Origin of the sequence: Streptomyces canus (assembly GCF_001514145.1) — a bacterium.
GTDB classification, from domain to species: domain Bacteria; phylum Actinomycetota; class Actinomycetes; order Streptomycetales; family Streptomycetaceae; genus Streptomyces; species Streptomyces canus.
This window is the reverse complement of sequence record NZ_KQ948670.1, coordinates 58,229-78,800: the sequence shown is the minus strand read 5'-3', so window position 1 is coordinate 78,800 and position 20,572 is coordinate 58,229. Positions and strand designations below refer to the sequence as shown.

The 20,572-nt window shown below is 72.5% G+C and carries 20 protein-coding genes; 10 read left to right on the top strand and 10 right to left on the bottom strand.

From position 1 onward, the window contains the following. The first annotated feature begins 76 nt into the window (after positions 1 to 76). Positions 77 to 1,246, top strand: a complete 1,170-nt coding sequence (locus tag AQJ46_RS37280) for an alanine--tRNA ligase-related protein (protein WP_059209778.1) — start codon at positions 77 to 79, stop codon at positions 1,244 to 1,246. Between the two features lie 3 nt (positions 1,247 to 1,249). Here AQJ46_RS37280 and AQJ46_RS37275 read toward each other — a convergent pair whose 3' ends face one another. Both AQJ46_RS37275 and AQJ46_RS37270 read right to left on the bottom strand, forming a co-directional pair. Beyond that, on the bottom strand, positions 1,250 to 3,598 hold the full coding sequence (locus AQJ46_RS37275) for an ABC transporter permease (RefSeq protein ID WP_059209777.1): 2,349 nt from the start codon (positions 3,596 to 3,598) through the stop codon (positions 1,250 to 1,252). Next, positions 3,595 to 4,287, bottom strand: coding sequence for an ABC transporter ATP-binding protein (locus AQJ46_RS37270; protein WP_059209776.1), 693 nt, complete (start codon positions 4,285 to 4,287; stop codon positions 3,595 to 3,597). Before AQJ46_RS37270 ends, AQJ46_RS37275 begins: the two co-directional genes overlap by 4 nt. Before the next feature lie 216 nt (positions 4,288 to 4,503). On the opposite strand from AQJ46_RS37270, the gene AQJ46_RS37265 reads away from it, so the two are divergent. Together AQJ46_RS37265 and AQJ46_RS37260 are read left to right on the top strand one after the other, a co-directional pair. Beyond that, positions 4,504 to 5,802, top strand: coding sequence for a sensor histidine kinase (locus AQJ46_RS37265; protein ID WP_059209945.1), 1,299 nt, complete (start codon positions 4,504 to 4,506; stop codon positions 5,800 to 5,802). Positions 5,803 to 5,856: 54 nt separating this feature from the next. Next, on the top strand, positions 5,857 to 6,573 hold the full coding sequence (locus tag AQJ46_RS37260) for a response regulator (RefSeq protein ID WP_059209775.1): 717 nt from the start codon (positions 5,857 to 5,859) through the stop codon (positions 6,571 to 6,573). On the opposite strand, the gene AQJ46_RS37255 is transcribed toward AQJ46_RS37260, so the two are convergent. Beyond that, positions 6,570 to 7,022, bottom strand: coding sequence for a flavodoxin family protein (locus tag AQJ46_RS37255; protein ID WP_059209774.1), 453 nt, complete (start codon positions 7,020 to 7,022; stop codon positions 6,570 to 6,572). The two genes, AQJ46_RS37260 and AQJ46_RS37255, sit on opposite strands and share 4 nt — an antisense overlap. Before the next feature lie 98 nt (positions 7,023 to 7,120). Between AQJ46_RS37255 and AQJ46_RS37250 the strand changes: the two genes are divergently transcribed. Further along, positions 7,121 to 7,753, top strand: coding sequence for a class I SAM-dependent methyltransferase (locus AQJ46_RS37250; protein WP_059209773.1), 633 nt, complete (start codon positions 7,121 to 7,123; stop codon positions 7,751 to 7,753). Positions 7,754 to 7,793: 40 nt separating this feature from the next. Here the strand turns inward: AQJ46_RS37250 and AQJ46_RS37245 are convergent, their stop codons facing one another. After that, entirely contained in the window at positions 7,794 to 10,787 is a 2,994-nt protein-coding gene (locus AQJ46_RS37245; protein ID WP_059209772.1) for a glycosyl hydrolase, read from the bottom strand. Between the two features lie 76 nt (positions 10,788 to 10,863). Next, complete coding sequence (locus tag AQJ46_RS37240) at positions 10,864 to 12,867, bottom strand: AfsR/SARP family transcriptional regulator (protein ID WP_404828503.1); 2,004 nt, start codon at positions 12,865 to 12,867, stop codon at positions 10,864 to 10,866. Between the two features lie 98 nt (positions 12,868 to 12,965). On the opposite strand from AQJ46_RS37240, the gene AQJ46_RS37235 reads away from it, so the two are divergent. The 3 genes from AQJ46_RS37235 (at position 12,966) to AQJ46_RS57600 (ending at position 14,779) form a co-directional block, all read left to right on the top strand. Further along, positions 12,966 to 13,844: an alpha/beta fold hydrolase gene (locus AQJ46_RS37235; protein WP_059209770.1), complete on the top strand. Its 879-nt coding sequence runs from the start codon at positions 12,966 to 12,968 to the stop codon at positions 13,842 to 13,844. A 111-nt stretch (positions 13,845 to 13,955) separates the two neighbouring features. Continuing rightward, positions 13,956 to 14,192, top strand: a complete 237-nt coding sequence (locus AQJ46_RS57605) for a serine hydrolase domain-containing protein (RefSeq protein ID WP_263972890.1) — start codon at positions 13,956 to 13,958, stop codon at positions 14,190 to 14,192. Between the two features lie 164 nt (positions 14,193 to 14,356). Then, entirely contained in the window at positions 14,357 to 14,779 is a 423-nt protein-coding gene (locus AQJ46_RS57600; protein ID WP_059209768.1) for a serine hydrolase, read from the top strand. Here AQJ46_RS57600 and AQJ46_RS37220 read toward each other — a convergent pair. Further along, entirely contained in the window at positions 14,757 to 15,374 is a 618-nt protein-coding gene (locus tag AQJ46_RS37220) for a histidine phosphatase family protein (protein ID WP_225887485.1), read from the bottom strand. The genes AQJ46_RS57600 and AQJ46_RS37220 overlap by 23 nt on opposite strands. A 216-nt stretch (positions 15,375 to 15,590) precedes the next feature. On the opposite strand from AQJ46_RS37220, the gene AQJ46_RS37215 reads away from it, so the two are divergent. Continuing rightward, a complete protein-coding gene (locus tag AQJ46_RS37215; RefSeq protein WP_037712826.1) occupies positions 15,591 to 15,809 on the top strand; it encodes a CbtB domain-containing protein in 219 nt (72 codons plus the stop codon). 16 nt (positions 15,810 to 15,825) lie between these two features. Further along, the gene (locus AQJ46_RS37210; protein WP_059209766.1) at positions 15,826 to 16,569 is read left to right on the top strand and encodes a CbtA family protein; all 744 of its coding nucleotides are present in this window, start codon (positions 15,826 to 15,828) and stop codon (positions 16,567 to 16,569) included. Positions 16,570 to 16,605: 36 nt separating this feature from the next. Here AQJ46_RS37210 and AQJ46_RS37205 read toward each other — a convergent pair whose 3' ends face one another. From AQJ46_RS37205 to AQJ46_RS55645, 4 genes are all read right to left on the bottom strand, one after another. Then, a complete protein-coding gene (locus AQJ46_RS37205) occupies positions 16,606 to 17,019 on the bottom strand; it encodes a hypothetical protein (RefSeq protein ID WP_107117403.1) in 414 nt (137 codons plus the stop codon). A gap of 195 nt (positions 17,020 to 17,214) precedes the next feature. Further along, positions 17,215 to 17,451, bottom strand: coding sequence for a hypothetical protein (locus AQJ46_RS37200; RefSeq protein ID WP_059209764.1), 237 nt, complete (start codon positions 17,449 to 17,451; stop codon positions 17,215 to 17,217). Between the two features lie 251 nt (positions 17,452 to 17,702). After that, positions 17,703 to 19,235 carry a helix-turn-helix domain-containing protein gene (locus AQJ46_RS37195; protein ID WP_059209763.1) on the bottom strand — a complete coding sequence of 511 codons (1,533 nt, stop codon included), beginning with the start codon at positions 19,233 to 19,235 and terminating at the stop codon, positions 17,703 to 17,705. A gap of 179 nt (positions 19,236 to 19,414) precedes the next feature. Next, positions 19,415 to 19,714, bottom strand: coding sequence for a hypothetical protein (locus AQJ46_RS55645; RefSeq protein WP_159064099.1), 300 nt, complete (start codon positions 19,712 to 19,714; stop codon positions 19,415 to 19,417). Between the two features lie 222 nt (positions 19,715 to 19,936). On the opposite strand from AQJ46_RS55645, the gene AQJ46_RS37190 reads away from it, so the two are divergent. Next, positions 19,937 to 20,557: an L-threonylcarbamoyladenylate synthase gene (locus AQJ46_RS37190; RefSeq protein WP_037712834.1), complete on the top strand. Its 621-nt coding sequence runs from the start codon at positions 19,937 to 19,939 to the stop codon at positions 20,555 to 20,557. Positions 20,558 to 20,572 lie beyond the last annotated feature (15 nt).

The following is a 20,572-nucleotide window of genomic DNA, read 5'->3' as shown; positions in this document are numbered from 1 at the left end:
CCGCCGGTGCACGACCTCTGGTCGCCGTCTGTTCCCGCGGTCGTTTCCGGTCCCACGAGACCGAAGGACCACTGCCATGGACACGGACCGGACCGTACGCGTCTTCATCGACTTCTACCGCGAACGCGGACACCACCTGATCACGGGCAGCACACTGCTGCCACCGCCCGGCGACCCGGTGCTGTTCACCACCTCGGGCATGCACCCCCTCACCCCCTATCTGGAGGGCCGCCCCCACCCCCGGGGCAGCCGCCTCGTCAATGTGCAGCGCTGTCTGCGCACCACCGATCTCGACGAGATCGGCGACTCCACCCATCTGACGGTGTTCGAGATGCTCGGCTCGTGGTCGCTCGGCGACTACGGCCCCTCGCAGAGCCTGCGCTGGGGCTACGAACTGCTCCGTGACGGTTTCGGCATCCCCCGGGAGAGACTCCACGTCACGGTCTTCGGCGGTGACGAGCAGGTGGGCCCCGACCTCGAATCGCTGCGCACCTGGCAGGAGTCGGGGGTGCCCGTGGAACTCACCCGGGAGGACAACTGGTGGTCCAACGGGCCCGTCGGCCCGTGCGGCCCCGACTCGGAGATCTTCGTGTGGACCGGCGACACCCCGCCTCAGGGCACCCCCACCACGGACCCGCGGTGGGTGGAGATCTGGAACCACGTGTTCATGCGGTACCGCCGCCTCGAGGACGGCTCTCTCCGGCCCCTCGGGCGTCCGGGCATCGACACCGGCATGGGCCTGGAGCGCCTGGTCACCATCCTGCAGGGACATGACTCGGTCTACGACACCGACCTGTTCGAGCCGTGGATGCGACTCTTGCCTCCCCTGTGGGAGCTCGACGAGCCGTCGCTGCGTCTGGTCTGCGACCATCTGCGCTCCGGTGTCGTCGTGATCGGCGACGGGGTACTGCCGTCCAACACCGGCCGCGGTTACGTACTGCGCCGCGTCGTCCGCCGCCTGCTCACCACCCTGCGGCGCGACGACCCGTCCCGCACCCTCTCCGACCTGCCGGTGGAGCTCCTCCAGCACACGCTGGACCACTTCCGTACGAGCTGCGGGACAGGGCTCGTCCATGACGTGCTGCTGGAGGAGGAACGCCGGTTCGACAGGCTGCTGGAGCGGGGGCGGCGCCTGCTGTCCGGGCCGCGGTACCGGGGGCCGCTGAGCGAGGAGGACTACGACTACCTCCACGACACCCACGGTCTGCCCCGCGACCTGGTTCTCGGCCTGCGCCGAGAGGGGTGAGGGCTACTCCGTGCGCAGGGCCGTCGCCGTGCGGGACTTCGCGGCCCAGCCCGCCGGGAGCAGCGCGCCCAGCAGGGCGATGGCGAGACCGGCCAGGCCCAGCAGGAGCAGCTGCGGGGTGTCGTAGACATCGAGGACGGACCTGGGCAGGCCGGTGCCGGCCGCGTGTCCCATCACCGGGAGCACGAATCCGTGCAGGGCGTATCCGGCGGGGACGCCGACCAGACCGCCGAGCACGCCGATGCCGGCCACCGAGGCGAGGACGAGGCTCACGGTCTGCCGGGGTGACATGCCGAGCGCCTTGCACACGCCCAGGTCGTGGACGCGCTCCCGGGTGTCCAGGACGACGGAGTTGAGCACGCCGAGGCCCGCCACGGAGACGAGCATCAGAGTGAGGAGCGCGGCCATCGCGTTCAGGATGAGCACCAAGCCGTCCTGCTGGGAAGGGGAGTTGGCCCGTGCCTCGGCGCCGAGGGGCTCGATCCGCGCGCCGAGCTTCTCGGCGTACGAGACCGCGGAAACGCCCGCTTTGATGTTGACCAGGAACTCCTGAGGCCTGGCTGCGGGGAAGTCCGCCAGGTTCGCCTGTATTTCCAGTTCGCCGCCCGAGCTCTCGAAAGCCACACCGACGATCCGCAGGCCGGCCGATTCCTTCCCGACGGTCACGCGTACGGTGTCGCCGATCTCGGTGCCGGTGGTCTCCAGGAACTGGCCGGGCACGACGACCTGGCCGGCGCCGGTGAGCCAGTGCCCGGAGATCATGGCGTAGCCGCCCCGACGGGAGTCGCCCTGGTAGAGGGTCGCCCGGACGGTTCCGGAGACCCCGGCCACCGTGGCGTCCTGCTGGCCCATGCCGTAGGACGAGGCGGTGCCCGACTGCGCCTTGATGGCGGCGCTCACCTGTGCCGGGTCGGCTGGTTCGGGCTCCGGGGTGCCCGGAGCGGGGACGTGCTCCCCGCCCGCGACGGACGGACCGCCGGTGAAGACGGTCACCGCGGAACGGCTCTCGGGGTCCTGTATGGAACTGACCTCGTTCAGCGAGGAGGTGAGGCCGACGGCGAAGGTCGCCGCGATCGTGCCGAACGCCACCGCGAGCAGCATCGCGAGCGTGCGGACCGGATGCGCGAAGGGGCTGGCGAGACCGTAGGTCACGGCCCTGGGCAGCGGCAGCCGTCCCGCCGCGCGGTGCGCCCACTGGCCGCGTCCGGTGCGCGGGGCCCGGCCCACCGCGATGGCCTCGACCGTGCGCAGCCGCCCGGCCCGCAGCGCGGGCACGAAGGCGGCGATCCCGACGACCAGCAGCGCGCCGGCGGGGACCACGACGTCCACCCACCAGGCGACGGACAGAGTGGCGGTGCCGTACGCCTGCTCCGTGTCGTCGAGGAGCGGCACGGCCAGCAGGTTGCCGAGGACGACTCCCAGCGCGATGCCCACGGTTGCCGGGATGAGCGCCTGGGCCACGTAGGCTCGGACGACTTCGCGTGGGGTGAAGCCGATGGCCTTGAGGATGCCGATCCTGCGGAGGCTGGTGCCGACCGCGCCGCTGATGACGCTGCCGACGATGATCACCGACATGACGATGCCGAGGACTCCGAAGGCGACCAGGAACGGGATCGTCGGGGCGGCGCCGTGGTCGGCGGCTCGCTTGGTGTCGAGGTAGGACTGGGTCCCGAGGAGTGCACCGGACGGGACGGCGGCGAGGAGCTTCTTGCGGTCTGCGGCGATGTCGCCCTTCGAGCCCGCCGAGTCGAAGCGGTAGAGCATCTGGCTGGTGACGGGGTGTTCCTGGGAGGCAAGGTCCCTGACCTGCGCGGGAGTTGCCCACAGGTCGGCGGTCTTGCTGGCCGAGGTGGCGAAACCGACGACCGTGAGAGTCGTGCCGGAGGCTGTCAGGGTGTCGCCCAGCTTGAAGGCGGGTCCCTGGTAGGAGGAGGTCAGCACGACCTCGCCCGGTTTCCTCGCCCACCGTCCGGCCGTGAGGTCCAGGTCGTCGACCTCCGCGTGCGGACCGGTGCGTCCGACCAGGGTCATGGCCGGGGGCCGGTGGCCGGACGAGTCCGTCGCCTCGATGACCGTGGCGGGGTACGGCCCGGCGCTCGCGGTGACGTCGTCCAACTGCCCGGTGGCCCCGAGCTGTTCGGCGGTGACCTTCGCCGGGTCGAACTCGGCGGTGAGGTGGGCGCCCTGCTGCGCGGCGAAGGCGTGGTCGAAGGGAGCGTTGGAGACGACCATGAGGGAACCCGCGACCACGGCGGCCGCCACGGCCATCATCGTGGCGATGGCGATGACGACGGTCTGCACACGGCGTCGGCCCACTCCGGAGCGGACGACACGCAGGAGCGGTCCGGTCATCGCACGGCCTCCGCCCGGGAGTCGAGGGCGACATGGCCGTCGACCAGGTGGACGGTGCGGCTCGCGCAGGCCTCGGCGAGGGCCGGGTCGTGGGTGACGAGCACGATGGTCTGTCCGCCGCGGTGCAGGTCGACCAGCAGGTCCCGGACGTCCTGGCCCGAGGCGCTGTCGAGGGCGCCGGTCGGTTCGTCGGCGAGCAGCAGTGAGGGGCGGTTCACCAACGCCCGTGCGACGGCGACTCGTTGGCGTTCGCCGCCGGAGAGGCGGCCGGGGTAGGCGCGGGCGTGCTTCTGGATGCCCAGCACCTCCATGAGCTCTTGCGCCCGCGCCTGGGTCTTGCGCCGTGAGCTTCCGGTGAGCTGGGCGGGAAGCTGGATGTTGTCCAGGACGGTGAGGTCGTCGAGGAGGTTGAAGAACTGGAAGACCATGCCGATCCGTTCCCGGCGGAACCGGGCCAGGGCGTGCTCGCCGAGCCGGTCGACCTGCTGTCCGGCGACCGTCACGGTGCCCTCGGTCGGCTTGTCGAGGCCCGCGACGAGGTTCAGCAGCGTGGACTTGCCGCTGCCGGAGGGGCCGGTCACGGCGAGGGCCTCACCCTGGGCGACGGAGAGGTCGAGCGGTCCGAGCGCGGGTGCGCCGGCGTTTTCGTAGCGCTTGGCCACGCCCTTCAGTTCGATCACTGCGGTCATGGGAGGTGCCCGTCCTGTCGGTCGTCGGGTCGTGTCCTTGTCGGCGTGGCGAAGGTACGGGCGGGCGGGTTGCGGGCGCGTCGGCCGGTACACCGACATGTGGCCCTCCGCACGGAGGAGCCGGCCTGGGGTCATCCCTGCGAAGTACGCCCGCGGGAGGGCGGGTTGGTCGTCGAGACGGACGCGCGGCCGGGCACGGCACCGCACAATGTGCTCATGGGGACGGAAGACCTGCGCCGATGGCTACGGCAGGTGCGTGTCGCGCTGCGGCCGGAGGCGAAGGGCGCCGCGCTGTCACGGCGGTCGCTGTACTTCGACGTGCTGCTGGCCGTGCTGCTGACGGTGGTCGCCGTGGTGGTCGCGTCGCAGTATCCCGGCGACGGGCCGGTACAGATGTCGCGGATCGAGTACGGGGCGCCGGTTCCGCCCCGGCCCCCGGTTCCTCCGGGCGGGTGGCCCGAGCCACCGGTCGACACATCGCCCTGGAGCCTGGTCGTGTTGTCGGCACTGCCGCTGGCCGCACGGCGGCGGTTTCCGCTGACCGTGTTCGCCGTGGTGGTCGGCGCGGCGCTCGCCATCGGCGACAACGCCTCTTGGATCAACGTCCTGACCTGCGTCATCGGCACCTACAGCGCGGTGACGCACAGCCGGCACCGGGTGGGCGCGATGGTCGGGCTCGTCGTCGCCGCCGTCCTCGCCGGTGTGGCCTTCCGGTCGACGCAGCCGGTGCTGCCGGGGTGGTCGAGTCCCGGGGTGGTGTTGCTGGTGGCGGGCGTGGTGGCCGGCGCGGTCCGGTTCGGGCGGCGGCGCCTCGCGGCCGGCCGGGACCGGTTCGCCGCGCTGGAGCGGGCGCACGGGGAGGCGACGCGCAGGGCCGTGGAGGAGGAACGGGCGCGGATCGCCGCCGAGTTGCACGACGTCGTGACCCACAATGTGAGCGTGATGGTCATCCAGGCGGGCGCCGCGCGCAAGGTCATGGACGCGGCCCCGGAGCGGTCCAAGGAGGCGCTGCTCGCGGTCGAGGCCGGGGGCCGGGCCGCGATGGCCGAACTCCGGCATGTGATGGGCCTGTTGGCCGCGCCGGACACCGGCCGCCCGGACTCCCCCGCCGACGGCCTCGAACCGCAGCCGGGCCTCGGGCAGTTGGCCGCGCTGGTCGACCGGGTGCGGGCCGCCGGGACACCGGTCGGCGTCGCGGTCTCGCTGCCCCCGGAACCGCTGCCGCCCGGCGTGGACCTCACGGCGTACCGAGTGGTCCAGGAGGCGCTGACCAACACCATCAAGCACGCGCCCGGCGCCGAGGCCGTCGTCACCGTCGGCTGGTCCGGCGACCGGCTGGAGATCGAGGTCATGGACACCGGCGGAGTCCGCGACGGGGTGCCCGCCGACGGGAACGGCCGCGGGCTGATCGGTCTGCGGGAGCGCCTCGCGGTCTACGGCGGCGAACTGACGGCCGGCCCGACCCTCGCCGGGGGCTTCCGGATCAGGGCGGAGGTGCCGTGGCGGACGGTATGAGGGGCGGTTCGGCGGGGTGGCTTCGGCGAACGGCACGAACAAGGAGTGGCTGCGTTGGCTGATGGCGTGAACGGCGACAGGTTGCGGGCCGTCATCGCCGACGACCAGGCCCTCGTACGGACCGGGTTCGGGATGATCCTGACCGCGGACGGCATCGAGGTGACGGCGGAGGCGGCGGACGGCGCGGAGGCGGTTGCCGCGGTCCGGCGGACCCGCCCCGACGTCGTCCTCATGGACATCCGGATGCCGGGCATGGACGGCATCGAGGCCACCCGGCGGATCCTCGCGGACGACACCGCGGGCGACATACGGGTGATCATCCTGACCACGTACGACCTCGACCACTACGTCTACGCCGCCCTCACCGCCGGAGCCAGTGGCTTCCTCCTCAAGGACGTCACGCCCGAGCATCTGGTGGCCGCCATACGACTGGTGCGGTCCGGCGACGCCCTGCTGGCGCCCACGATCACCCGCCGCCTGATCGAGCGCTTCGCCCGGCGTGAGGAGGCCGCTCCCTCGGCCGACCCGCGCCAGGACCTGTCCGGGCTGACCCCCCGTGAGCTGGAGGTGCTGCGGCTGCTGGCGACCGGGCTCAGCAACGCCGAGCTCGCGGAGCGACTGTTCCTCAGTCCGACGACGGTGAAGACACACATCGGCCGGATCCTGTCGAAGCTGGAGCTGCGCGACCGTGTCCAGGCGGTGGTCCTCGCCTACGAGAGCGGGCTGATCACACCGGGCGGCGCCGCGGACGGCGCCCTCCGCGACAGCTAGGACATCAGTCCTGCCGCGACCGTCGCCCCCAGCTCCCAGCACGCCTCGATGTCGGTCTTGGCCGGTTCGCCGGTGACGGTCACCGGGTCGGCCGCACCGCGCCAGCCGAGACCCTTCGTGATCGACTCGATGCCGCGCAGGGCTCCGGTGACGTCGTTGCCGCCGTGCACGTAGACGCCGAACGGGCGGCCGCGCGTCTCGTCGAGACAGGGGTAGTAGACCTGGTCGAAGAAGTGTTTGAGGGCTCCGGACATGTACCCGAGGTTGGCCGGGGTGCCCAGCAGGTAGCCGTCCGCCTCCAGCACGTCCGAGGCCGTGGCGGACAGGGCCGCGCGGCGTACGACACGGACGCCCTCGATCTCCGGCGCCGTCGCACCGGAGACGACGGCTTCGAACATCGCCTGGCAGTTGGGCGAGGGCGTGTGATGCACGATCAGCAGGGTGGCCACGGTCGAACACTGCCCGCCTCGGCTTTCGTCCGCAAGCCGTGCCGGGGTCGGGCACTGCCGGGCTACGATGCCCGGACACCGCGAGGGGGGAGCAGGTCGTGGCAGACAAAGGGCAGCGGGCAGCAGCGGCTTTCGACGCGCTGGGGCTGACGTACGAGAAGGCGTTCGCGCGTTCCGAGGCGCACCTGGCGTCCCTGGAGTGGCTGCTCGGGAGGCTCGGCCCCGGTAGCCGGGTCCTGGACGTCGGCAGCGGAACCGGCCGTCCCACGGCATCCACGCTGGTGGCCGCGGGCCACGAGGTGCTCGGAGTGGACGTCTCTCCGGTCATGGTTGAGCTGGCTGGCCGGCAGGTGCCCGAGGCCGAGTTCCGCCACGCGGACATCCGTGAACTGCCGTTGGAGAAGGCGTCGTTCGACGCGGTGTGCGTGTACTTCTCGCTGCTCCAGATGTCCCGGGCGGAGCAGTCGGAGGTGCTGGGGCGGCTGGCGCGGGCCCTGCGGCCGGGCGGGAGCCTGGTGCTCGCCACCGTGCCCGTGGACGTGGAGGACCTGGCGGTCGAGTTCATGGGCCAGCCTGTCCGGGCCACGAGTTTCGCCGCGGAGGACATGCTGGCCGTAGTGCGCGACGCGGGTCTCGCCGTGGAGCACGAGCAGGCTGTGGAGTTCACCCCGGACCATCCCGAAGGCGCCACCGAACCGCATCTGTTCCTGTACTGCGGGCTTCCCGCGTAACAAGAGCGCGCCCGGCACGGGCCGGGCGCGCCCTTCGTCGTCAGCGCACAGCCGCCTGCACGTACGGCACGAGTCTCACCGGCCCCACCAGACCGTGGTCCTGGCGGGCGACCCCGCCGAACACCGTGGGTTGCGCGACCCTGAGCCGGTTGATGAGCGGGGTCGCCACCTCGATCTCGAGCGTGTTCTCACCGCGCCGCAGGAAGGGGCCGAGGTCGACGACGGGGTGGAGCCGGTCGGCCGTGGGCAGGCGCCTGCCGTTGACGCTCACCCGGAAGGTGTCGCTGACCTGCCCCAGCTCCAACTCGGCACCGTGGGACGACGTCCAGCCGGCCGGCAGGGTGACCGTGGCGCGGTACCGGCCGATGCCCGCGGAGTCGGACAGCTCGGGGATCTGCGACCAGGGCCGCAGCGTCTCGAGGGTGACGCCGCGCCGGACGTGATCGGTCCGGGTGGCGTCCGGGCCCGGGTACCAGTCCTCGACCTCCAGCTCCCAGCGGGCCGGTGTGATGGGCGCGGGCACGGCGGGGGTCCTGGTGGTGGAGGTACGGCCCTGTGACAGGCGGGTAGTCCAGGTACCGGCGGTGCGGGCACGCAGGGTCAGCCCTCGGTCGGTGAACAGCACCGCGTCGGCGTCGGTCGCCTCGGCGTGCGCACTGGTGCCATGGCGGTCGCCGAACAGTCCCGGCCGGCCCAGGGCGACGATCGTGGTCTGCCCCGGCTGGAGCGTGACCCGCAGGGTGATGTCGGCCCCGTCCTCGGTGTATTGCGCGAGCCGTACCGCCTCGCCCGTCCAGGGATCGAGCAGATACGGCACGGTCCTGCCGCCGTGGGTGCGGCGCAGGGTGACGTCGTGGTCGATCGCGGCCACGGGCGGCTTGACCGTCTCGGCGTGCTTGCCGTTGCAGAGGTAGTAGAAGTCCGCGTCGGCGGTGACCCGGTGGGCGTTGAGGAGCGTGGACGCGGTGGCGTGCCGTACGTCGGCGCTCACCCCGAGCCCGGCGAGGGCGTCGCCGACCGCCGCCTTGTCGGTGACCCGGACGACGTGGGGCAGCGTGAGCAGCCGGGCGAGGAGGTCGCGCAGCCGGTCCGTCTCCCCCTGGTCCGGGACGCCGGGCGTCAGCGCCTGGTCGAAGGCTCCGAACAGGACGACGGGAAGTCCCGCCTCGGCCAGGGCGAGGATCTTGCGGGCGTCCTCGACTGCGAGGGTGGGGGTGGAGCCGTAGAAGAAGTCACCCTCGACGAACAGGGCTTTGTAGGCGGGGCCGTCGGGGGCGAGCCGGCCGTCCGTGACGGTGGCGGAGGGCAGGTCGAGGAGGGGTCCGCTGAGGAACTGGTGGGTCCAGCCGAGCGGGACGCCGGTGGCCGTGAACCAGGAGGCGCCGATTCCGGTGGCGGTGTAGCCGGTCTGCCGGAACACGGCGACGTCCGCTCTGGCGGTACCGGTCTGGAGCACCTGGTGGACGCGGCCCAGGTATCCGGAGATGTCCTGGACGTGCCGCCAGGTGGGCTGGCGCGGGCCCCACGACTCGCCGTAGCCAGCGGTGCCGTTGTACGGGCTGAAGGCGGCGAATCCCGGCCAGTTCACCCCGGGGGCGGTGGCGTAGGAGAAGCCGTGCACGACGGTCTGGTTGACGCCGGCCGCGTAGGCGCCGCCCATGGTGCGCAGGAAGCGGTCCCAGGTCGTGCTGTACGCGGATCCGTTGTAGGCGCCCGCCTCGCAGGACAGGACTCTCCGCCCGGCCATGTCCCGGCCGCCGGCCAGACAGCGGTAGTCGTCCAGGTTCTTGAAGCCGAGGGACTCGCCCTCGGGGATGTCGAGGATCGCAGCCGAGGCGATGGCGTCCGTCTGGAGGCCGTAGGGCTGCGAGCGCAGGGTCATGCCGAGGGGGTGCGCCCAGTCCCGCAGGGCCGTCAGGTGGTTGCGGTTGAAGAGGCCGGAGACGGTCTCCCAGAAGTCGTGCCGGATCTGGCGGGTGAACTGGGCCTCGAAGGCGAAGACCTGGTTGCTGTTGTCCAGGACGAGGGCGGGCAGGTACGGCAGCAGCGGCCGTCCGGTGTGCTTCTCGAAGGCCTCGGGCAGCAGGGGTGTCCAGGTCAGGCCGTCGGTCTCCAGCTCCACGGAGTCCTCGAAGAAGGAGCCGCCCGCGGCTCGCAGAAGGCGCCGCAGGGAGGGGGTCAGCAGGTGGTCCTGCCAGTAGGAGGTGACCGCGGTGGTGCCGGCCGGGCTGAAGTGGTCGACGGCGTAGGCGGCCGGGGCGGAGTGGGGGCCGGACTCGGGCTGCTGGCCCGAACCACGCACCCAGTAGGAGATGAGCACCCAGTCCCCGCCCTCGGGCGCGGTCCAGGTCAGTGTGCCGTCGGTGACGGTCGCGGTGAGGTCCTGGACGCTGTCCGGATCGAGTCCGGTCTCCTTGCGGGTCGAGTGGGCGGGCTCGACCCGGGCGGCCTGTACGGCGAGGAGCTGCTGACGGGTCACCCCCGCGGCCGCGGCGTGGACGGGGGGCGGTACGGGCCCCTGGTAGGTGCTCCCACCGGTCAACGGGGCGCGGCCGTGGGCGAGTTCCTTGGCTGCGGCGTCGTCGTCGGGCGTGAGCCCGGGGACGGCCACGGGCCAGCTGGGGCCGAGGGTGAGGTCGACGGTGAGACCCCGTCTCGCCGCGCGACGCAGCGCGGCCTCGACGCCGTCCCGCCAGGGTCTGCTCCCCCAGCCGTGGTGTGCGGTGTCCAGGACCGACTTGTCCTTGATGCTGTGGTGGACGGCGGCGATCTCCACACCGCCGAAGCCCGCGTCCGCGATCTGGTCGACCTCGCGGGCGATCTCGTCCGGGTCCACGAGACCGTCCGGCCACCACCAGCGGAACCTGGGCCGCACCGAGCGGGCGGGGGCCGCGAACCAGTCGACGGCGCCGCCCGTCCCCGCCACCGCCGACGCGGCCCCCGCCCCGAGGGCCAGGGCGGCGCCCGCGGTCAGTCCGGCGGCCAGGACCGCGCGTCGGGATATGCCGTCGCGCTGCGGGTCGGCTTCATGCATCTGGGCGCCCCCAAAGTATTGAATCGTTTCAATCACTGGCAAACGCCGGAACGTTAAGCCGCCGCTCCGGCCGAGGTCAAGAGGCGTGCGGTGCGAGCGCCGCTGCGAGCGCGTCCAGGTGGTCCGCGACAGGACCGGCGGTGAGCAAGCCGCTTGCGGCGCCCGCGAGTTCGCCCCTGGCGGATTCGAGCGCACGCAGGGCTCGCCGCATGAGCGGACGGTCGTCCACCTGGATGGCCGCGCGGGCGAGGAGGCTCCACAGGGCCTCGTACAGGAGGTCCCCGGGCGGGGAAGGCACGGAAGCCAGCAGACGTACGGCGTCCTGGTCGCGCCCTTCCGCGAGCAGCAACAGGGGGCGCACCCACGGCTCGTAGGGGCCCCAGTCGGTGTGCGGGTCGGCGGTGACGGGGAGGCCGTGGTGCAGCCGCAGGCACAGCAGGGCGAGCGGCAGCAATCCCTGCTCCAGGCCGGGCATTCCGGCGCCCTCGAGGGACTTGGCGGCGGCCCGGTACGCGGATTCGCCGAGCCGCGGGGGCTCTGTCGTCGCGGTGCGCAGGGCGCGGTACCACGTGGTGAAGACGGCGACGAGAGGCAGTTCGTGCCGTTCGGCGAGTGTGGCGGCGGCGGCCGCGTGCTTGTCGGCCGCCGTGAAGTCGGCGGTGGCGCAGTGTGCTTGGAGCAGGATCAGGTGGCCGAGGACCTCGTAGGTGAACAGGCCGTGCCGGGCGGCCACTTCGGTGATCTCCGCGCCGATCTCCGCCCGCCGGGTGGCGAGTCCGGCTCGTTCGAAGGTCTGCATGAACAGGCCGTTGAGGGCGAAGACGAGCAGGTTGGCGTCTTCGAGCCGGCGTGCGCTCTCCACGGCCTGGTGGGCGGCCTGGAGGGCGCGCGTTCCCTCGGGGAGCGTGCCGCGGGACTCCACCGCCACGGTGGCCAGGAGCCGTGCCCTGGCCGCCTCCGGCGCGCCCGGCGGCAGGTGGAGCAGGGTGCGTTCCGCCGCACCCACGAGCCGGTCGGCCTGGGCGGGGTCGTCGGAACGGGTCCAGACGGCGGGGACGTCGTAGACGCCGATGACCCGTGCGGTCAGCTCCGGATCACCCAGCTGCTCCGCCGCCGCCACGGCCGCCGCGCGGTGCCTGCGGGCCGCTTCCAGTCCGCCGCCCCCGGTGACGGCCAGGTCGCGCATCAGCCCCGCGGTGGACTCCAGGCGGGTGCGTGCCCGCGCAGGGACCATGCTCGCGTACGACGCGGAGGCCTGCGCCCAGACCTGCGCGGCCGGGTCCGAGGGGCCCGGGTCCAGGTGGTCGGCGTGCCGCAGGATGTCCTGCTCTGTGCGGCTGAGCCGCGGGCCGGGCTCCACACCGAGGTGCTCGCGCAGCAACTGTCGGGCGCGCCGCAGGACGGACAGGGCGTCGGCCTGGCGTCCGCAGCGGTACAGGGCGAGGGCGAGCAGCTGCCAGGCGTCCTCCCGCCAGGGGTGCTCGGCCACATGGGCGTCGAGGTCCGCTGCCGCGTCGGCCGCGGCGCCGAGGGCGAGCCGGCCCTCGGCCCGGCGCTCGACGGCGGTCAGCCGGAGCTCGGCGAGCCGGGAGCGTTCCGCGCGCGCCCAGCGCTCCTCGGCGAAGTCGGCGTAGGCGGGTCCGCGCCACAGCTCCAGAGCCTCGGTCAGCCGGGGCACCGCCTGCGCGGGAGGCAGGTCCGCCGCGGCGGCGACGGCGCGCTCGAACCGCCGGGCGTCGACATGGGCGGGCTCGGCGCGCAGCGCGTAGCCGGGGCCTTCGGTGACGAGGAGGCGGGACGGGGTCCGGCGGGGCCGCTCGGGTTCCAGAGCGCGCCGCAGCCCGGCGACGAAGGTCCGGACGGTGCCCACGGCATCCGCCGGCGGGTCCCCCTCCCACAGGTCCTCCACCAGACGGGGAACGGGCACGACCCCGCGGCGGGCGATGAGGAGGCGGGCCAGCACCGCACGATGCCTCGGGCCCTTCAGGGCGATCGGCTCCCCGGTCTCGTCCCAGGCCGCCACCGACCCCAGGACTCCGAACTCGACCACACGCACATGCCTCAACGTACACGCGTTCATTCGTTGCTCATTCGCTCCCCGGATCCTGGGGTTCATCGGCGCCCCGGGCCCGGACACCGATGCCTCCCGTTCGCCGTACGACCGAAGAGAGCCCCGCCGTGAGACCCACCATCGCCGGATTCGAGTACCAGCGCGTGTCCGTCGCCGAGGACGTGTCCCTCCATGTGGCCGTGGGAGGGACCGGCACACCCGTGGTCCTGCTGCACGGCTTCCCGCAGACCCACCTGATGTGGCGCCATGTCGCGGCGGACCTGGCGGCCGACCACACCGTGATCTGCCCCGACCTGCGCGGTTACGGCGACAGCGACAAGCCGCGCGAGGACGGCCCGCACACCTACTCCAAGCGGACCATGGCGCACGACGTCGTCACCCTCGCCCGCCGGCTGGGCCACGCCCGTTTCGCGCTGGCCGGGCACGACCGGGGCGCACTGGTCGCCTTCCGGGCCGGCCTCGACCATCCGGACGCGGTCAGCCACCTGGCCTGTCTGGACGTCCTGCCGACCCTCGACATGTGGGACGCCCTGCACGGCACGTCGGCGGCGGTCGCCTTCCACCTCTACCTCATGGCCCAGCCGTCCGGTCTCGCCGAGCGGATGATCTCCGCGAGCGCGGACGCGTTCTTCGGCCACTTCCTCGACGTGTGGGCGAACCGTCCCGACGCGATCCCCGCGGAGGTCCGTGCGGAGTATCTGCGGGCCTGCCGCGAGGCGGTGCCGTCGATCGTCGCCGACTACCGCGCCTCCGCGGGCATCGACGTCGAGCACGACGAGGCCGACCGGGCCGCGGAGAACCGGCTGGGCATGCCGGTGACCGTGCTCCAGCAGGACTGGGGAGCCGCGCTCGGCTACGAGGCCACCGCCCTGTGGGAGGCCTGGGCCGACGACCTTCGCCATACGACCGTCTCGTGCGGCCACTTCATGGCGGAGGAAGCGCCGGCGGACGTGGCGAAGGCCCTGCGGGAGCTCACTCTTCGTTGAGTGTGGCCCGAGGCCGGGGCGCGTGTGGCGTGACGGCCGTGAAGTGGTGCGGCTGAACGCCTGTTGGGCGACGCCGGGCGCGGCCGCCCGTGGCGCGACGACACCCTCGTCATGCCGTACTCCCTGTCCAAGTCCTTCGTCACGCTCACCGCGCCGGCGGCCGTGCGCGACGGCGCCCTGACGCTGGACGAGCCGATCGCCGCGCACTGGAAGGCGTACGGAGTCCACGGCAAGGAGCGGACCACCCTGCGCCAGGTGCTCACCCACCGGTCGGGCCGGCCCCGCTTCACCGCCGAGGCGGCCGGTCGCGATCTGTCCCCGGCGCAGCTCCCGGGGAGCATGCGCTGACCTACGGCCATCTGTCGACGGGGTCCTGCGGGCCGCCGCAGGGACGGCTTCGGGGCAGCTCTTCCACGAGATGGGGCGGCCTTCCGGACGACTCGCTGGAGCGGGTCGCCGACCTCGAGTACGCGCGTCCCGGCTGGCCCGAACAGCTGCACGCCAGACCGTGGTTGGAGATACCGGGCGGCGTTCTGGACCCGGCCGGGACCAACTCCCGGGCGTGGCGGCAGTCGGTGTTCGGGGCCGCCAACCTCCAGACGACGGCGAGTTCGACGGCGGAGTTCTTCTCGCGTCTGACCAGCGAGGACGGGCCGGTGCGCGGTCTCCTGGGGGCCGAGCTGCACGCCGAGCTCCTGGCCGCCCAGGTCACCGGCTTCGACGAGGTCTTCGGCACCCGGGCCACCTGGACGCTGGGCTTCGTCCGGGACAAGGGAAAGATCGCCAAGGGCGGGATCGGCGGGTCTGCGGCCTGGTGGTCGCTGCGGCACGGGCACGCCTGCGCCTGTCTCACCCGCCGGCTGGACGACGATGCCCGGGCCGCACGGATCGCCGCGGCCCTCGGGGACGCCCTCACCGTTGTGGGCGAGGACTGAGCGGCAGCTCGGCCATCCGCAGATTCCAGCGGCCGGTGCGCCCCGTGAGTTCGACGGTGGACAGCGGGGGGACGTCGATTCTCCAGAACGCCTGGCGCGGCGCCCCGAGCGCGTGGACCACCGCGGCCCGTGCCACGGCCTGTTCGACCACCGCCAGTACGCGTCCCGCGTCGGACGGCAGCGCGTCCAGCCAGGAGGCGATGCGGTCGCAGATCTGCTCCACGCTCTCTCCGCCGTGCGGCGCCGCCTCCGGATCGGTGAGCCAACTGGCCAGTCCCGAGGCGTCGGTTGCCGCGATCTCGTCGAGTGTGCGGCCGTACCAGGAACCCATGTCGAGGTCCCGCAGCGCCGGTTGCGCCGTGACGGTTTCCCAGCCAAGAGCCTCGGCCGTCCCGGTGCAGCGGAGAGAAGGTGCCGTGAAGATCGTGCCGGCCTGCGGGATGGTCCCGGCGGCGGCCTCCGCCCGGCACAGCGCGCGCTCGTCGAGAGGGTCGTCGGCGAAACGTACGGCGCGTTCCGTGCGGGCGGCGGCGCACAGGAAGGTGAGCCGGACGGTCATGGGGGCCCTTTCGTCGAGTCGGCGGGGGCGGTTCATCGTAGGTGGCGTACGCCATGTTGGCCGAAGCCCGTATTACCCCTACCATCTGGGGCGACAAGGACGACGGCGCCACGGAAGTCCGGTGCAAGCCCGGCACGGTCGCGCCACTGTGTGCCACCCCTCGGATGACGAGGTGGTGGTGAGTCAGACCCAACGCCGTCGTCGAGTGCTCCACCACGATGCGGGACGCGTTGTTCCCGAGGAGGTCTCGCCATGGCGCAGTCCACTGCCGCCCCCACGCCCACCACCCCTGCGATCACCCCGCTGCCGGTGCGGGCGCTCGTCCCCTGGGCCGTCTTCTTCGGCGTCCTGATGCTCGTCCTGCTGTACTTCGTCGGCGCCGAACAGGGCGCCACCGCACTCGTCTCCGGCGAGGGCGTCCACGAGTGGGTGCACGACGCACGCCACCTGCTCGGTTTCCCCTGCCACTGAGGCGGGGCGGAACACCATGAACTCCACAGTCGTACGCACCCTGTTGGTGCGCGGCATGCTCGCGGGGCTCGGCGCCGGCGTCCTGGCCTTCGTCTTCGCCTACCTGGTCGGTGAGGGCCCGGTGGACGCGGCCATCGCCTTCGAGGAGGCCGGCTCCCACGAGCACGGCGAGGAACTCGTCAGCCGTTCCGTGCAGTCGACGGCCGGACTCGCCACCGGGGTCCTCGTCTTCGGGGTCGCCATCGGCGGCATCCTGGCGCTGGCGTTCTGCTTCGCACTGGGCCGGATCGGCCGGTTCGGAGCCCGGGCGACGGCGGGTCTGACCGCGCTCGGCGGCTTCCTCACCGTCTATCTCGTGCCGATCCTCAAGTATCCGGCGAACCCGCCCGCGGTGGGCGACCCGGACACCATCGACAAGCGCACCGCCCTGTTCGTCCTGATGATCGCGCTCAGCGTGCTCCTCGCGATCGGCGCGGTCCTGCTGGGCCGCAGACTGGCCCCGGCCTGGGGCAACTGGAACGCCTCGACCGCGGCCGCCGTGGCCTTCGTCGCCGCGGTGGCGGTGGCGATGGTCGCCCTGCCCGCCGGGGACAACACCCCGAAGGGTTTCCCGGCCACCGACCTGTGGGAGTTCCGCCTGGCCTCGCTCGGCGTCCAGGCCGTGCTGTGGGCGGGATTCGGGCTGCTCTTCGGCTATCTGGCGGAGCGGGTCCTCGAGCCGGAACGGGCTCACGGCAAGGTCTCGGCGGTGGTCGCCTGACGGTGTGGGTTCTGCCGGGGGCGCGCCCGGCAGCACCTACGACGTGCCCTGCAGCTGCCGTATGGTCCCGCCCAGCTTGTTCCTGGCCTGTTCCAGGTGTTCCGCCTTGGCGCTGACCACCCAGCGCGGGCCCACGAGGTACTTGCCGCCGTAGACACTGGCCGCGTCGAGCCACGCCTCCTTGTACTTCTCCGCGGGGAAGGTGGTGATGCGGTAGTCGGCCTGACCCGAGTGGCAGAGTCCCTCACGCAGTTCGTCGGCCTCGATACGGATCTCGGCCTTGCAGCCGGCCAGTCCGGCGATCACCTCGATCCTGGCCGGGGCCACGATGCCGGCCGCGGGCGCGGCGGAACTCCTCGACGGCCGTGGGGTCTTGGCGGTGTCGTCCTCGCCTCCGCCACAGGCCGTGACCAGCGCGAGGCTCCCGACGAGGGTGCCAAGGCGTAACACGGTGTTCCGATGGTTGCGTCCTCGTCGCGGCACGAGCCTCTCCGTATCCGGTCGGTGTACGACTACACCCTGGGGTACGGAAGATCGGTTACGCCTGTTCAGTCCCTGTGCGCCTTCTCCCGGACGGCAACGCGACGTCCGCGCAGGATGGAAGGGCCGGACACCCGTCTGTCCGGCCCTTCCGCACCTACCGGGTCAGCCGCCGTTCAGCCGGGCGCGCAGGAGCCCCTTGCCTATCTCGGCGCCCTTGCGGCTGTCCGCCTGGGCCTTGCGGAACAGGTCGGCGACCTCGGTGTCCTTGTCGCGTTCCGCGTCCTGGATGTAGCTCTCCAGGCGCAGCGCGTTGCTCAGGCACGCCTCGACGTACCAGATGAGGTTGTAGTCCTTGTCCGGCGTGCCGGTCGCGCCGCCGGTCTCCGTGCTGCTGGTCATTCGGGCCTCCTCCGGCGGTAGACGTTCCGGAGGGGACGAGTACCCGTCGTGCGCAGGTCAGTCCACATCGGTGCCGGAAGACCGAACCAGTGCCGGTGGCGTGGGCGAGGACCGGCGGGAGTCGCGGGAGACACGTCACAGGGGGCGCGACCGGTCCCCCGTTCCGGTCGTTCCCCCTGCGGTGCGTCGAACTTACGTGACCTGCGCACCCTTGTGAATCGCGTCGATGCCCGCTGTGCGCGGCACAGGGCTCACCCGTGCACAGGTGCGTCCGGATGGCCCGGATTGTCCCGGAGCAGGACGGGGTGTTCGAGTTCGCCGGTCGCCAGATGGGCCAGCACGACCTCGTAGAGGTCGCTCCCGGAGGCGATCAGCCGGCGTTCCAGAACCGGCTCGGCGCTGCGGACGTGTTCGCGCACGGTCTGCGGGTGCACGGCCAGTGTCTGCGCGGCCCGCTCCGCGTTGCCGCCCGCGGCGATCCAGCTGCGCAGGGTGCGGCGCAGGTCGCGGGCGTCGCCGTCCAGACGGCCCAGCAGCTCCCGCGCCCAGGTCCCCAGCGCGGGTCCGGCCAGCAAATCGCCGAGCCGGGCGCGGGCCTGCGGGGTGCCGCCGTGATCGCCTTGTCCGTCCGCGAGGCTGACCTGGGTGCTCAGGGCCAGGTGGACGGTCGCGCGGACGGTGAGGTCGGTGAAATCGGTCCGCAGCAGGGACTCGACGCGTTCCATACGGGCGCGGACGGTGTTGCGGCTGACGCCGAGGACCTTGGCCGCGCTCACGGCGGTGAACTCCAGTCCGAGCCGGGTGGTGGCGAGCAGTTCGGCGCGGGTGTGGTGCGGCAGGGTGTCGAGCGGACGCAGCAGCCGGGCGGTCCATTCGCGCAGCGCGGCCGGGTCCATCAGCCGTTCGGGGTGGGTGCGTTCGGCGTACACGGCCGCCTTGTCCGGCCGTACCCGCGCCACGGCGAGGGCGCTGACCGCCTGCCCGTAGGCGGTGGCCGTCCGGGCGAGGCTCTGCCGGGAGCTGCCGCCGAGCAGGGTGCCGGGGTTGCGGTCGACGAGTGAGCGCAGGGCCTCGCCCGCCGCGTCCGCGGTGGTCACGATGATCACGTGCCCGTCCATCGCCGGACAGCGCACCACGAGTGCGCGGTCGCCGGTCACGCCGAGGCACTCCTCCGCGAGCCGGTCCCGTTCCGCGGCGTCCCCCTCGAGGACGTAGACGCATGCCGTCTCGGTGTCGAGCAGGCCGGGCCAGAGCCCCGCGGCGACACGACGGGCGGACACGGTGTCCTCCACCATGAGCAGCTGGAGTATCGCCAGGCGCAGATCGGACGTGGCCCGCTTCAGGCGCCGCCCGGCCGCGGTCGCCTCACGGGCGCGCAGCAGAAGTTCGAGGACCTGGACGGTGTGGGTGAGGATGTCGGAGGCGCGCCGGTCGAAGGGTTCCGGGCGGGCCACCGCGAGCACTCCCGCGGACGCCTGATGCGGCTGCTCGATCCTGACCAGGCGCAGGTGGCCGTCCTCGTCGGCCGCGGCCGCGGAGGCGATGCGACCGGCGAGGATGTCGGCGACCAGGCCCTCGTCCAGCGGGAGGCGTGTTCCGGCGACGAGGGTTCCGGTGTGGTCCTGGAGCGAGGCCGTGCCGCGCAGCGTCTCCGCGAGCCAGGCGACGATCCGGCGGACGTCACGTCCGGTCGGCCGCAGATGGTCGAGGAGTTCCTGCGCCCATGTCGGGGTGCGAGCGTCCGCCGCCCGGCTCCGACCGAGCCCGCCCTCCTGACCTGCCACGTCACCCTTCTCCTCGCCCTAGCGTTCTGCATGGCACACCGCTCGGGACGTTACCTCACGTGCGGCGGGCGGGAGACGGGCGTGGGGGTGCCCGTCGGGCAGGAGTGCGATGAGGGCGTGTCGCTGCGCTCTTGCCGGTGCTGTGGAGGGGTTCACGAAGTTGTCGAAGGCATGGGAGGTCAGTCCACGGCGCGCGGGGCCACGCCCTTGCCTCGCGCGAGCCCGGCACCCAACCTCGCCGGCTGACCGTGTATCGCCCTCGTCGTGCCTCGACGACGGCGAAGGCGCACCGGTCCCCCTCCCGCCCCCGCTGCTGCGCCCGCCTCGTCGTCCACGACGGACCCGATCCAGCGGCCCAGAGCCTCGTCCCGGTGAAGGACGGCCGGTTCCGGGGCGTCCGCGGACCGCCACGGGCGCAGCGTCAGGGCAGGGGCGGAGGCGCCGGCGGGCGCGTGCCGTCGTACGGCGGTACGGTCCATGGCGGGAGCGCGGGTGGCCGGCACGAGCGGCTTCGCCGGGAGCGGGAGACACGGCCGTGTCGCCGAACGGTCCCGGTGCGCAAGGCGGTCACGACCTCACCGGGTCGTCGGCGCGTGCCGCACGGTCATGGACCTTCGGTCGTCCGGGCGCACATGGGGCGGCCGGCGACGGCACTCATGTGCCTGCGTCGCGGCCGTCCGGCGACGGCATAAGCTCGACGGATGGCGAAGTACTTCGACGTGCACCCCGACAACCCGCAACCCCGCACCATCTCCCAGATCGCCGAGAGCATCCGCTCGGACGCGCTGATCGCGTATCCGACGGACTCCTGCTACGCGCTCGGGTGCCGGCTGGGCAGCCGTGACGGCATCGACCGGATCCGGACCATCCGGCATCTGGACGACCGGCACCACTTCACCCTGGTCTGCCAGGACTTCGCGCAGCTCGGCCAGTTCGTACGGGTCGACAAGGACGTGTTCCGTGCGATCAAGGCGTCCACACCCGGCAGCTACACCTTCATCCTCCCGGCGACGAAGGAGGTGCCGCGTATGCTCCAGCACCCGAAGAAGAAGACGGTCGGCGTGCGCATCCCGGACCACGTCGTCACCCAGGCGCTGCTCACCGAGCTCGGAGAGCCGCTGCTGTCGAGCACCCTGCTCCTGCCCGACGAGGAGGAGCCGATGACGCAGGGCTGGGAGATCAAGGACCGTCTCGACCATGTGCTGGACGCGGTCGTCGACTCCGGGGACTGCGGCACCGAACCGACGACGGTGATCGACTTCTCCGGCGGCGAGGCCGAGATCGTGCGGCATGGTGCGGGGGACACCAGCCGGTTCGAGTAAAGCGGCCCTCAAGGG

Bases quoted from the DNA above. Each gene is read 5' to 3' on its own strand.
- AQJ46_RS37200 (WP_059209764.1), bottom strand. From the start codon at position 17,451: ATGACCAGCAGCACGGAGACCGGCGGCGCGACCGGCACGCCGGACAAG.
- AQJ46_RS37240 (WP_404828503.1), bottom strand. From the start codon at position 12,867: ATGAACGCGTGTACGTTGAGGCATGTGCGTGTGGTCGAGTTCGGAGTC.
- AQJ46_RS37265 (WP_059209945.1), top strand. From the start codon at position 4,504: ATGGGGACGGAAGACCTGCGCCGATGGCTACGGCAGGTGCGTGTCGCG.
- AQJ46_RS37245 (WP_059209772.1), bottom strand. From the start codon at position 10,787: ATGCATGAAGCCGACCCGCAGCGCGACGGCATATCCCGACGCGCGGTC.
- AQJ46_RS37280 (WP_059209778.1), top strand. From the start codon at position 77: ATGGACACGGACCGGACCGTACGCGTCTTCATCGACTTCTACCGCGAA.
- AQJ46_RS37190 (WP_037712834.1), top strand. From the start codon at position 19,937: ATGGCGAAGTACTTCGACGTGCACCCCGACAACCCGCAACCCCGCACC.
- AQJ46_RS37220 (WP_225887485.1), bottom strand. From the start codon at position 15,374: ATGAACCGCCCCCGCCGACTCGACGAAAGGGCCCCCATGACCGTCCGG.
- AQJ46_RS37270 (WP_059209776.1), bottom strand. From the start codon at position 4,287: ATGACCGCAGTGATCGAACTGAAGGGCGTGGCCAAGCGCTACGAAAAC.
- AQJ46_RS37215 (WP_037712826.1), top strand. From the start codon at position 15,591: ATGGCGCAGTCCACTGCCGCCCCCACGCCCACCACCCCTGCGATCACC.
- AQJ46_RS57605 (WP_263972890.1), top strand. From the start codon at position 13,956: ATGCCGTACTCCCTGTCCAAGTCCTTCGTCACGCTCACCGCGCCGGCG.
- AQJ46_RS37275 (WP_059209777.1), bottom strand. From the start codon at position 3,598: ATGACCGGACCGCTCCTGCGTGTCGTCCGCTCCGGAGTGGGCCGACGC.
- AQJ46_RS37210 (WP_059209766.1), top strand. From the start codon at position 15,826: ATGAACTCCACAGTCGTACGCACCCTGTTGGTGCGCGGCATGCTCGCG.
- AQJ46_RS55645 (WP_159064099.1), bottom strand. From the start codon at position 19,714: ATGGACCGTACCGCCGTACGACGGCACGCGCCCGCCGGCGCCTCCGCC.